Below are 11,821 nucleotides of genomic sequence, written 5' to 3'. Positions count from 1 at the left end.
CATCCGCTCATTGGCCCGGACCGATCATACTCACGAGAGCGCCGCGCTATTCTGGTAGCCCGGCAGCATGAAGCGCATCACCAAGGCATTCCGCGAGCGCCTGAGCGCAGTTCACGCCCGCAAACTGGCGACCGTAGCGAAAAGTTGGGTGCAGTTCGAGCACCCGTGCGGCAGCTGCCCTCGCTTCTTCCAACCGGCCGAGTTTGGCAAGCGCAGCGGCCAATTGCACATAAGTGATGCTGTGTGCGGGATTGGCCTGAACGGACTTGTAAGCGGCGCGACAGGCTTCGTCGTAGCGGCCGCACAGCAAATGACTCATCGCCTGCGCGTCGAAAGCGGCGAAGGCCCAAGGATCAAATGGGCTTAGCCGCATGCCTCGTTCGCTCCACTCGATGGCTCGCTCTGCTTCTCCGCTCCATCCGAGGACGACGCTGCCGAGAATGTAGGTCAGCGCCGATGACGGGCTGATCGCAAGCGCGGCTTCCATTGCAGTCAAAGCAGCGCTGCGGTCATGACCATCCATGCCGAGGGAAAATCCCGCGAGAGTCAATGCGGACGCATCGTCCTGTCCATGAAGGATGGCGGAGCGCGCATGGCGTATCGATGCGGCGCGGTTGGCTTCCTCCAAGCCCCTTCGGAGGAAGAGGCAGTGGTGACACATCGCAGCGTTGCCGTGCGCCAGCGCATAGGCCGGATCGAGTTCGATGGCGCGTTCGAGCAGCACGAGCGCTCGCATCGCCCGCTCAGGCATTCCGGAATCAACGTCAAGCTGGGCCCGAAGCACAAGGTCATAAGCATCCAGGTTATCCGGACGCCTGCGCCTCACCCTGTCGATTTCGGCACGCCGCAGGCTCGGTGCGATTGCGCCGACGGCCGAAATGGCGATCTCATCCTGAAGCGAGAAGATATCGTCGGAGCTGCGGTCATATCGCTCGGCCCATACATGAGCGCCGGTCGATGCATCGATCATCTGGCCGGTCACGCGCACGTGGCCCCCGACCCTCCGCACGCTGCCTTCGAGTACATACCGGACGCCAAGCTCGCGGCCGACCTGCTTCACGTCCAAGGCGCGGCCCTTGTAGGCAAAGGTCGAATTTCGCGCGATGACGAGCAGCCAGTTGATGCGCGCCAGGCCGGTGATGATATCGTCAACCATACCGTCGGCGAAATAATCCTGCTCCGGATCGCCGCTTAGGTTCGAGAACGGCAAAACCGCGACCGAGGGTTTGTCCGGCAATGTCAGCGTTGCCGGTTCTGCTCCATCGACTCTCGGATCGCGGCTATCGGCTGTGACCGCCGGCCCGATATAGCGGTAGCCGCGTCGCGGCAGCGTTTCGATCCAGCATGCGCCGCCCGCCAAGTCCTCAAGGAGCCGCCGTGCCGCCGCAATCTGGACCGTAAGGTTGCTGTCCTCAATGGCCTGTCTGGACCACGCCGCCTCGATCAAAGCTTCTTTCTGAACCGGCGCACCCGCCTTTTCCACAAGCCGCGCAAGCAACGCGACCGCCCGCTTGCCGAGCGGCGTCGGCTCGACGCCGTGGAATAGAATTCCCGCATCGGCGTCGAGGCGAAACGGGCCAAATGCAAAGCGTGTTGGCATTTGCGAAGAAGATACCGTTTGTGAATTTTTCGCAACGATTTCGGAACGGCCTAAGGACTTGCCGAAACGCCAAGCACATCTTGCCCACATGTTACCAATGGAGGATCAGATGAGCGTCGCTCCCGTCATTCGCATGCCCGAAGAGAACAAGGGGGTCATGCTACGTGGCTATCCAATGGTGTTCCTCGTCACTGGCGAGGATACGAAACATACGAGTATGTTCGACTGGACAATCCCGGCCGGGTTCGCCACCGGCCTTCATGTTCACCGCGTGCAGGAGGAAACCTTCTTTGTGCTTGAGGGCGAATGCGTGTGGCATGTAGGGAACAAGACGATCCACGCGACCCCAGGTACTTTCCTGTTTATTCCACCGGGGGCGCCGCACAATATCACCAATATCGGCGAAAAGCCTGCGCGGGTGCTGATGACCGTCTCTCCGCCTGGGCATGAACACTATTTCGAAGAACTTGCCAAACTGGCTACACACAGCTCTCCGGATCCGAAAGCGCTTGCCCACTTGCGGGACCGTTACGACACTGACCAGCTCTCGACCCTGACAATAAAAGTGTAGGCTTTGATTTGCGGTATCGCGTAATGGCGCAAGCCGCGCATCGTCGGCACCTGCGATGTCCGCTTCTGAGGGTGTACAGGCGGCCCTGAACGACAGGGATGAGGCGCATTACCGCCGGGCAGCTGGAGCCGGAACCGGGCTGTCAGCTTCCAGCTTCATCACAGTGACGTCGGCCCCTAGCCCGCTCCCTCCGGCCGCGCGCTTGATCCGTGGTGGACGGCCTTGCCATGGTGCAGCCCCAGGGCCGAATCTATTGCAGATCAGAGTATTTGCCTCAACCTTGGTTAAACCGGGAAACAAACCGGTCGAACCTCTCGTTTGCGCCGCCACCAAACAGACGATTGGGTTTGCCTTCAGCCTCGATCCGCCCCTGATCCAGAAACAAGACTCGGCTCGACACGTCGCGTGCGAATGCCATTTCATGGGTGACGATGAGCATGGTTCGGCCCTCCGCCGCTAGGTCGCGCATTACCTTCAAGACCTCCCCAACCAGTTCGGGATCAAGTGCGGATGTCGGTTCGTCGAAGAGCAAGACCCGCGGTTTCATGACCAGGGCCCGAGCAATGGCTGCTCGCTGTTGTTGGCCGCCTGACAACTGGGCTGGGTACGCCTTGGCCCGCTCCAGCAGGCCCACCCGCTTGAGAACGGCCTCGGCCTCGTCCCGGACCTCTGCGCGGTTTCGGCGCTGGACGTGGAGCGGCGCCTCCATAAGGTTATCGAGGACGTTCATATGGCTCCAGAGGCAAAAATTCTGGAAGACCATCGCCACTTGCGTGCGGAGCCGATCGACCTGTTTGCGATCCGCGATTGATAGGTTGCCGTTCGTTGCCCGCAGCCTGACCTCCTCGCTAAAGATGCGCAGGTGTCCCGCCGATGGCATCTCTAGAAGGTTGAGACAACGCAGAAAAGTCGACTTGCCGGAGCCGGACGCCCCCAGAATGGAGACCACTTCTCCGTCCTTGGCCTCGAAATCTATACCCTTCAGGACCTCCACACTACCAAAGTGCTTGTGAAGGCCTTCAACTGAGATAGCGGCAGTTTCAGCAGTTCTATTTGAGGCGGCGGAGGCGGCGACATGAGCCATGTGGGTCTCCTATGGGGTGCTAGGCTTTGCGATGTGCGTGATGGGCGTGCAGTCTCCGTTCGACCAGCGAAAGAGCTGAACTCAGGAGGAAGGTGAGCGCCAGATAGATCGCGCCGCTGACCACGAAGATTTCCAGGACGCGATAGGTCGAGGAAATCAGTTTGTAGGCGACGCCGGTCACCTCGGTCAGGGTGATGATACTGGCCAAGGATGTTGCCTTGATCATCAGGATCACCTCGCTGCCATAGACTGGGAGCCCCTGGCGTAGCGCAATCGGCCAGATGATCCGGCGACGCAGCAGGAAGCCCGACATGCCGCACGAGCGAGCTGCTTCGATTTCGCCCGGCGGCACCGCCTGGACCGCACCGCGAATGATCTCGGCCGTATAGGCTGAGGTATTAAGTGCCAGAGCCAGGATTGCGCACCAATATGGCTCGCGCAGGAACGGCCAGAGAAAGGACTGGCGCAAAATGATGATCTGGCCGAGGCCGTAGTAGATCAGGAATATCTGCACCAGGAGCGGCGTCCCACGAAACACCTCGACATGAGCCCGGGCAAGCCATTGCAAAGGCGGCAACGGGCAGGCTGCGGCCGCAGCCACCAACACTGCCAAACCAAAACCTATCGAAAGCGACAAGGCGGCAAGCTGCAGAGTGAGCGGCAGGCCGGACAGGAGCTGCCGCAGGACATCCAAAAGAAACGGCCAATCCATGATCAGCGACTCCAGGGTTTGGCGAGGCGGCGTTCCATTCGCATCAAGACGATGCCCGTTGACCGGCCGATGATCAGAAACACCAGGGCGGCAACGCCATAAAACAGCAGCGGCTGACGGGTCGAACCCGCGGCTGTCCCGGTCTGGCGCAGCAACTCGCTCAGCCCAATCACTGATAGAAGTGATGTCTCCTTCAGCGCCGACTGCCAGACATTGCCTAGCGCGGGCAGGGCAAAGCGCAGCGTTTGCGGCGCGATGATGCGCCGTAACAGCAATAGTCTGGACATGCCGCAAGAGGCGCCGGCTTCTATCTGCCCCCGGTCGAGGCGCAAGTAGGCGGACCGGTAGCCCTCGGTTTGATAGGCGCCGGATACGACCCCGACGGCGATGGCGCCGGTTGCAAAGGAAGGCAGCGAATAAAAGCCGGGAAAGCCACCGACGTTCATCGCCTTTGAAAGAACGACACTTCCGCCAAAATAGAACAGATAAACGACAAGGATCTCAGGGACGCCGCGAAAAACCGTTGTGTAGAATTGGCCAATGGCGCGCAAGAAGCGCGATCGTGCCAGTTTCAGGCTCGCACCACCAATTCCAAGGACGCTGCCAAGAAAGAAGCCACAAATCGCGGCCGCTAGGGTTATCCCTGCCGCTTTGAGGAGAGGTAGACCCCAGCCCTGTGGTCCGAAGCCCAACAATTCTATGAAGCTCGTCGTCATTGCAAGGCCTCATGATTGAGCGGTGGTTTGGTGCGAAAACGGTCTGCTGCAAATGGAGCAAGCCTCGAGTCGGCAGCCCCGGAAATCAACGACTGGGCGACAATCTCTCCAATCGCAGGCGCAAGCTGAAAGCCATGGCCACAAAACCCGAACACGTGCCAGAGGCCGTCATGCTGGGTGCTGGGTCCGATGAAGGGGATACCATCAGGCGTTGCGCCTTCGAGACCTGTCCAGGTTCTTAGAACTGGCACACCTGCCAGAGCGGGAAACGCAGTAATCGTGGCGATCGCGCTTGAGGCCATGCGGTCCATGATGGTGAACGAGGTATCCTGATCCGGGCAGGGCTTACCCGAGATGCCGCCGCCGATAACCAGGGAGCCGACGGCGCTCTGTTTGAACGATAGCGGCTGGTCGATTCCGATCACCACCGGCGTAACGAAGGCCTGCACACGCGCTGTCACCATCATGGTGAGAGCCAGAATTTTCATTGGCAGTGTCTCGCCCACGAGGGCCGCTACGTTCGCGCCCCATGCGCCGGCGCAATTGATGATGCGCTCCGCTTCGAGAGACCCAGCATCGGTTTCAGCCGCCCAGTTGCCTCCCGGTGCACGTCGCAGTTCGCGTAAGGCACAGCGCTCAACAATTCGCACGCCAGCCGCCTCGGCAGCATCGCGGAAGGCACGAGCAGCGTTGGCAGGATTGGCGTGTCCATCGCGCCGAGAAATGAGACCGCCAAGCGCTGAGCGCGCGAGGCCGGGCAGCAAGCGGTGCAATTCCTCCGGACCGATCAATTCCTCCGAAAAGATGCCGCGACGTCGCATATCCTGAGCGCGCACCTCAGCCCAATCCAGTTCCGCAGCATCCATGGCCAGCGCGATTTGCGATGTGCCCAGGCGCACTTCGCAAGCCTCGGCGCCTGCAGCCCCAACGTATTCGGTGAGATTTTCCCACATCTCCATAGCGCGCAGAGACAGCGGGTATTCACGCACATCCCGCATCAGGAGCCTAAGGCCGCCGGCGTTTACCCCTGAAGCATGACGCCCGGCAAGGTTCTTCTCGATTACGGTGACTTGCCTGCCAGCCCGCGCGAGAAACAGCGCGATCGAGCAGCCTTGCAGACCGCCACCGATGATCAAAACATCATCGACAGCCCTACGCATGGGAACCGTCCGAGGACGCCTCTGGCTTATCATCAAGCGAGACAATCTCGGCCAACTGCGGATCGAACCCGGTCAATCCGGCAAGCGCCGCCAAGGGCAGTGGTCGCAGCGGTGGTCGCGCCCGGAAAGGAACAGGAAACTCCGACTGTTGCGTCACTGTCTCCTCAAGGAGACGCGCCAGTGTAACCGAGCAGGTCCGGCCCTGGCATGGGCCCATGCCGCAGCGCAAAACGCCACGGATCAGATCCATGTCGGTAGCACCTTGGCGAATAATCGCGCGGAGAGTACCGGCAGTTATCTCCTCGCACCGGCAGATTATTGTTGCATCCTCGGGTAGTTGCGAAGCGAGGCCGGGCGGAAAGGCCGTATCGATGAACGGCCGAGCGGCAATCGCGCGCTGAACACACACAGCAGCCCCCTCGACGTCACTGTCTACTTTCAGGCTTGATGCACCGGAGAGCTCAGAGAGGATTGCCCTTGCTGCGTGGCGCCCATGGGCAATTGCGGCGTCTGCCCCACCGATCATGCGAGCGTCGCCTGAAACGTGGATGCGGCAAGGCCCAGTGGTCAAGGTGGCGCCTGGCGCCAGTTGCGCCCTGCCGTCCCGCGCGGTTTTTGGCCGCCAGCATGCATCGGCTTTCTGCCATTCCAGCGCCAGGCCGGCACCATGCGCCAGATCGACAGCGGGGACGATACCGTCGTGGACGACCAGCAGGTCGCAAGCCAGTTCCACCCTCATGCCCGCGACAGTCATGCTCACGCGCTCTACCTGGCTGCCGCCATGCGCTTGCAGTTCGGTGATGCCCGATCGCATGGGGATGCCGGCAAACCGCAAGCGGGTAAGCCAGCCCACGCCTTTCAGAAGTGCGGGAAGGCCCGCAAGACGAAGCCGGGATAGTGCCGCAATCTTGTGCCGCAGCCGGTCCGTGCGGGCAATAAGCGCTGGCCTTACCCCGAGGCGCCGCAATTGCTCGGCAAGAAGGAAAATCAGGGGGCCGGTGCCTGCGAGCACGACCCGGCCCTCTGGCTGGAGACGCCCGGCCTTGATCAGGGTCTGCACAGCTCCGGCCGTCATCACGCCGGGCAAGGTCCAGCCGGGAAAGGGAGTTGGGCGCTCCATCGCGCCATTGGCAAGCAACACATGCCTCGCCCGCAAATACCCGGCCACCTCTCCTTTGAGCCAGCCGACCGTGCCATCGGCGCGCAGATCCCAAACGGCGGTTTCAGGGCGATAGTCGATGCGAGGCGTAGTCCTGAATTTTTGGATCAGCGTGTGACCTGCGGCGTAGGTCGGGCCAAGCGCTTTGAGAAGGACCTCGGTCCCTGGACGATCCTCAAAGTTCGCGTCGAGCGCGCGAAAGATCTGTCCGCCGGGTGCCGGCTGTAGGTCGAGGACGACAACCTGGCTTCCCGCAGAAGCCAGTTCGACAGCAGCCGCCATTCCTGCAGGGCCTGCGCCAATGACGATGACATCGGCATCGGGCACCCGTCCGTTTGGTACTTCGCCGGGCGAAATTGGATTGGTCAGGATGGTCATTGTGATCCTGCTCCGGTTATCGTCGTGACACCTTTCTGGGTCCGAACCCTCATCCCGTCCCGGACCTGCGAAAGGCATGCCTGGCGGCTTCCAATGCCCTCGATATCGATCAGGCAGTCGAAGCAATGACCGATCATGCAGAATGGCAGCCTGGGAGAACCGCTAATCGGCGTGGTGCGGAAATGCGAAACGCCGGCCCTCAAAAGACAGGCAGCAATCGTCTCACCCGAACGAGCGGCAATCGGTTCGCTGTCTAAGAAGACAGTAATAGTCGCCTCGGAGGACCCGATGGGCTTGAACATGCCAGCACCTGTCGAAATGTCTTGAGGGACCGCTTGCGCCGACCGGAGCATGCATTGGTCCCCTCCCTTGAAAGGGAGGGGACCGGGTCAATTACTCGTGGATCGAGATGTCTACGCCGAACCACTTCGCGGTGAGGGCCTTGTTCGTCCCATCTTTGTTTATCTCGGTGATGGCGCCGTCGAATGCCGCCCGTAGCGCATCGTCTTTGAGGCGGAGCGCAACGTTGGTCGTGCCGAGGCCGAGCACGCCGCCGGCAAAGGTTGGACCGGCAAAGACGAGCGCTCCCTTCGCATTGGCGTCGATCACGGCCTTGAAGGCCGTCACGTTGGCGATTGCCACATCGATGCGTGCCGCGGTTAGTTCCAGACCCAGTTGCTCGAACGACGGGTATTCGCGGATCTGAAGATTTTTGAAGTACTGGCTGGCAAAGGTCGCCGCCGTCGTCCCAGTCTGTACGCCGATCACCTTTCCGGCGAGCTTTCCTTTCAGGACTTCCATTGCGGCCTCGGCGTCCTTCGGAGATTTCGCGAGGTCGAAAGACTGACCGGCGTCTGGTAGGTCCTTCAGTGCGTTGTCGCCCGCAGTCAGAAACCCGTTTGGCGCCTTCGCATAGGGCTTGGAGAAGGCGACGACCTTCTTGCGCTCTTCGGTCACGCCCATGGAGGCGATGATGGCATCGTACTTACCGACGGTGAGGCCAGGAATGATGCCGCTCCATTCCTGTGGAACGACGTCGCATTTGATCTTCATGCGCTCGCACAGAATCTTGGTCAGGTCGATTTCGTAGCCGCCCAGCGAACCATCGGAGTTGGTGTAGTTCCAGGGAGGGTAAGCCCCTTCAGTAGCGATGGTGATATGGTCAGGTAGGTTCTGGGCGACCGCCGTGCCGGCCAAAAGCGGCATAACGGCCAGCGCGAGTATCGTGCGTCGAATTTGCATTCCCTGTTCCCTTTCTTATTGCGTTGGAATGGACGGGTCCTTCAGCCCGCCTGAATATGCCACCCAACGGGGCTTCGCTGGAGACAGTATCTCGTTGCTCTAAGGCTAAGTTGAGCTTATGCTGCCCGATCATGTCGGCGCTGATCCCGTCCTTGAATTGGCTTCGCGTGTTTGAGGCATCCGCGAGGCATCAGAGCTTTGCTCGCGCGGGCAAGGAATTGAACATGTCGGCGGCGGCGGTGAGCCAGCAGGTTTTGGCTCTGGAAACCCACTTGGGTCGCGCGCTATTCGAACGGGCGGCGAACCGGATTAGCCTTACTGCCGAGGGACGTGACTTCCTGCCGACAGTTCAGGTTTCGCTGGGTGCGATCGAAAGCAAGGCCGCTTCGATCTTTGGCAAGCAGCGCGTTGAGCGTGTCGCCCTTCTTGCAAGCCAGTTGATGGCCATGAGTTGGTTGCCGCGGGTCCTGGCCGAGTTTGAGCGCGAGAACCCGTCAATTTGCGTTGATCTCATGATGGAGGGCACACAGCGCAAGACGGAACCAGACCTGGCGATCCGTTTCGGAGAAGAGCCGCACCTTGTCCGTCATCCCAACTGGCTTATGGGAATGTCGCATGTCGTTATGTGCCGCAAGGAAGATGCCCCGAAAATAACGGATCTTGAGAGCCTGCTCTCGTTTCGATTGTTTGATGTGATCTCGCATGCCATGGGCTGGACCGCGCTGCTCACCCATAACTTCGGGCCGATGCAGGGGCGCAATCTCATGCTGGAATCAGTCGATACGACTCCACTGGCGCTGATGATGGTCAGCCAGGGACTGGGCATTGCAATCGGCCATGTTCCTGTATGTGGCCCATTGGCGGCCTCTTTGAACTTGGGCGTCTGTTCCTTCGTGCCGAAAACGCCGGGACCAGGGAACTATTATCTTGAGCAATCGGTGAACCGCCCAGGACGCGCGGCTACCTTGCATTTAGAGCGCGCTCTCCAAGCTGCCGCCCAAACATCGATGCGCGCCCCGTGAAGGATTGGAGGGGCCATGGCTTTCAACAATCAGGCGGAGCTCCGATTCGTGTAAATGGCGTGCGCTGAAAGGTCTCGTGAAGAGGACTGCTTTTAGACAGCTGCTTGGCCTCTCGCAACGACCGATATGAGGCGCATTTCAGACGGGCGGCAAATGGCCGCTTTGCGGACTGTCCGTTTTCGGGATGGCGAGACTAAGCGGATTGACGCGTCCGTATCGCGGACCTTTGCGCCAAGAGCCAGCGTTGATAGTCGCCTGTCAGCGACTTCAAGTCTCGCGCCACGACAGCGCGCCGTCACGCAGCTCCCTGATGCCCGGGCCAATCTCACCCAATGTCGACTCTCGTCGCCTGCTCTGCTTTTTTTGCGGCGCCGTGTCCAGTTGTACCTGCCCTTCAAAGGCTGCCAGGTTCATGGTTCGAGCAAAGAACGGATGTGAGGAGACTCTCAACGCACCTCTCACCGACACCATAAATCAGCGAACGCCGGAACGTTTGAGGAAATGGCAAGTTGCCCCGTCTGGAGGAACACGCACATGAACGGTGTCATTTATCTGATCGGATTGGTGGTCGTCGTGCTCGCGATCCTCTCGTTTCTAGGCCTCCACTGATGGTTGGCCCGACATGGGAGACTGGCATGGCATCTGAACCGAATCCTAACCCCGATTTCTCGCGGGCCCAGCGGGAGATTGCCGGCCGCGCCGACGAGGCGGGGCGCTTGGCCTCCGAGATTTTCGGCTCAGCCAAGGAAGATATTTCACAGAAAGCCAAGGAAGTGGCCGCAGAAGGCAAGGACGCGCTACTCGACGAGGCCCAGCTTGCACAGAATACCCTGACGGGTGCGGTCGCCGCGCTTGGCGGCGCCGTCCGCGCGGCCAGTGACCACCTAGCCAACAGCGACCAGAAAGCGGCGGCAAAGTTTGCCCTTGAAGCAGCCGGCAGTCTTGAGCGTATGTCCGCGTCGCTCAAGGACAAGCCTTTCGAAGAAGTCCTGGCTGAGGTCCGCGCTTTCGGCGGCAGCAATCCGGCGGCGTTGTTCGGTGGAGCAATGGTCGCGGGTCTGGCATTGGGTCGCTTTATCAAAAGCTCGTCGCCAGGTCCCCACGCTAAAGATCGTCCCCAACCCGATGTGGCAGCCGGGAGTGATACGCCATGACCCCCGGCAGCCAAGAGGACCGCAGTTTGATGACGCTGATCGGAGACCTGTCGCAGCAGGTTGTTACGTTGGTCCAGACCGAGGGCAGGCTCCTCAGAACTGAGCTCTCGGAAAAGGCCGAAAAGGCTGGCGCGGGTGCAATCGAGGTTCTGGGCGGCGCCATTTGCCTTCTGGCCGCCTTAATGGTGCTTCTGCAGGCCCTGGTCATCGCGCTCTCGAAAACCCCTCTCGGACCAGGATGGTCGTCGCTGCTGGTCGGCATCGTAGTCGCCGTCCTTGGCCTCGTCTTGGTGAAGACAGGCTCCGCAAATATGAAACCATCTGAATTAACGCCGGATCGCACCGCCGCGCAGCTGAAGAGCGACGCAAAGGTAATCAAGGACCAAGTCAAATGATCGAGAAATCATCCGCCGAACTTCAACGTGAGGCCGAAATCGCGCGGGCCAACGTTTCCGACACGGCCGAATCCATTCGCAACAAAATGACGCCAGGCCAGCTCATCGACGAGTTTTCCGGGCTCTTTACAAGCGGCGATGGCAGCTCGATGCTCAGTGCCCTCAAGTCACAGGTTGGTGCGAATCCGCTTCCCGTCGCTCTCGTAAGCGTTGGCTTGATGTGGCTGATGGCAGGACAAGGAGCCCAGAAGCCGGTCTCGGTCAATGATTCGGCCCGCTCGAGCTTGCGTCCTGACTTCGCCGGTGATGCCGGAGCAGTGGATCTCCCATTTGACAGCGAGGGTCTGATAAGCGGCGTGTCAGACGCTTTGTCAGGCGCCGCCGACAAGGCAAAATCTATCGTCGGAGATGCGGCCGATGGCGCGCGTTCGTCCATGGCAGGTGCTGCTTCGAGCGTTTCGCACAGCGCCAGCCAATACGGTGATCAGGCTAGTAAAGCAACGGCCGCAGCCGTGGACCTGATGCGCCGGGAACCGCTGATGCTGGCGGCTCTGGGCCTGGCGTTCGGGACAGCGGTAGGAGCAATGCTTCCACGCACCGAATTCGAGGATCAACAGCTCGGTGAAAC

The 11,821-nt window shown here is 60.4% G+C and carries 13 protein-coding genes; 5 read left to right on the top strand and 8 right to left on the bottom strand.

What is annotated here, in order from left to right:
- Nucleotides 1–46 precede the first annotated feature (46 nt).
- Complete coding sequence (locus EN845_RS07275; protein WP_135907038.1) at nucleotides 47–1,600, bottom strand: winged helix-turn-helix domain-containing protein; 1,554 nt, start codon at nucleotides 1,598–1,600, stop codon at nucleotides 47–49.
- A gap of 109 nt (nucleotides 1,601–1,709) precedes the next feature.
- Here EN845_RS07275 and EN845_RS07270 point away from each other — a divergent pair, with 109 nt between their 5' ends.
- A complete protein-coding gene (locus EN845_RS07270) occupies nucleotides 1,710–2,171 on the top strand; it encodes a cupin domain-containing protein (RefSeq protein ID WP_135907036.1) in 462 nt (153 codons plus the stop codon).
- Between the two features lie 274 nt (nucleotides 2,172–2,445).
- Here the strand turns inward: EN845_RS07270 and EN845_RS07265 are convergent, their stop codons facing one another.
- From EN845_RS07265 to EN845_RS07235, 7 genes are all read right to left on the bottom strand, one after another.
- Entirely contained in the window at nucleotides 2,446–3,255 is an 810-nt protein-coding gene (locus EN845_RS07265) for an ATP-binding cassette domain-containing protein (RefSeq protein WP_135907034.1), read from the bottom strand.
- 19 nt (nucleotides 3,256–3,274) lie between these two features.
- Complete coding sequence (locus tag EN845_RS07260; RefSeq protein ID WP_135880714.1) at nucleotides 3,275–3,967, bottom strand: ABC transporter permease; 693 nt, start codon at nucleotides 3,965–3,967, stop codon at nucleotides 3,275–3,277.
- Nucleotides 3,968–3,969: 2 nt separating this feature from the next.
- Complete coding sequence (locus tag EN845_RS07255) at nucleotides 3,970–4,683, bottom strand: ABC transporter permease subunit (protein WP_135880715.1); 714 nt, start codon at nucleotides 4,681–4,683, stop codon at nucleotides 3,970–3,972.
- Nucleotides 4,680–5,843 carry an FAD-dependent oxidoreductase gene (locus EN845_RS07250; protein WP_135907032.1) on the bottom strand — a complete coding sequence of 388 codons (1,164 nt, stop codon included), beginning with the start codon at nucleotides 5,841–5,843 and terminating at the stop codon, nucleotides 4,680–4,682. The genes EN845_RS07255 and EN845_RS07250 overlap by 4 nt, the downstream gene beginning before the upstream one ends.
- Nucleotides 5,836–7,380, bottom strand: a complete 1,545-nt coding sequence (locus EN845_RS07245; protein ID WP_135907030.1) for an NAD(P)/FAD-dependent oxidoreductase — start codon at nucleotides 7,378–7,380, stop codon at nucleotides 5,836–5,838. The genes EN845_RS07250 and EN845_RS07245 overlap by 8 nt, the downstream gene beginning before the upstream one ends.
- Nucleotides 7,377–7,682 carry a (2Fe-2S)-binding protein gene (locus EN845_RS07240; protein ID WP_135907028.1) on the bottom strand — a complete coding sequence of 102 codons (306 nt, stop codon included), beginning with the start codon at nucleotides 7,680–7,682 and terminating at the stop codon, nucleotides 7,377–7,379. Before EN845_RS07240 ends, EN845_RS07245 begins: the two co-directional genes overlap by 4 nt.
- 91 nt (nucleotides 7,683–7,773) lie before the next feature.
- Nucleotides 7,774–8,622, bottom strand: coding sequence for a transporter substrate-binding domain-containing protein (locus tag EN845_RS07235; RefSeq protein WP_135907026.1), 849 nt, complete (start codon nucleotides 8,620–8,622; stop codon nucleotides 7,774–7,776).
- A gap of 131 nt (nucleotides 8,623–8,753) precedes the next feature.
- On the opposite strand from EN845_RS07235, the gene EN845_RS07230 reads away from it, so the two are divergent.
- The 4 genes from EN845_RS07230 to EN845_RS35405 all read left to right on the top strand — a co-directional run.
- Nucleotides 8,754–9,644, top strand: a complete 891-nt coding sequence (locus EN845_RS07230) for a LysR family transcriptional regulator (protein ID WP_135907024.1) — start codon at nucleotides 8,754–8,756, stop codon at nucleotides 9,642–9,644.
- Nucleotides 9,645–10,279: 635 nt separating this feature from the next.
- Nucleotides 10,280–10,798, top strand: coding sequence for a hypothetical protein (locus EN845_RS07225; RefSeq protein WP_135907022.1), 519 nt, complete (start codon nucleotides 10,280–10,282; stop codon nucleotides 10,796–10,798).
- Entirely contained in the window at nucleotides 10,795–11,193 is a 399-nt protein-coding gene (locus tag EN845_RS07220; RefSeq protein WP_135907020.1) for a phage holin family protein, read from the top strand. The genes EN845_RS07225 and EN845_RS07220 overlap by 4 nt, the downstream gene beginning before the upstream one ends.
- A partial coding sequence (locus EN845_RS35405) for a hypothetical protein (protein WP_167531279.1) occupies nucleotides 11,190–11,821 on the top strand: 632 nt, incomplete at its 3' end. The genes EN845_RS07220 and EN845_RS35405, both read left to right, overlap by 4 nt.

It is taken from the genome of Mesorhizobium sp. M8A.F.Ca.ET.202.01.1.1 (assembly GCF_004791595.1).
In the GTDB taxonomy this organism is placed as follows: Bacteria; Pseudomonadota; Alphaproteobacteria; order Rhizobiales; family Rhizobiaceae; genus Mesorhizobium.
Note: the sequence above shows the minus strand (reverse complement) of the source record. Positions and strands in the feature narration are given on the sequence as shown.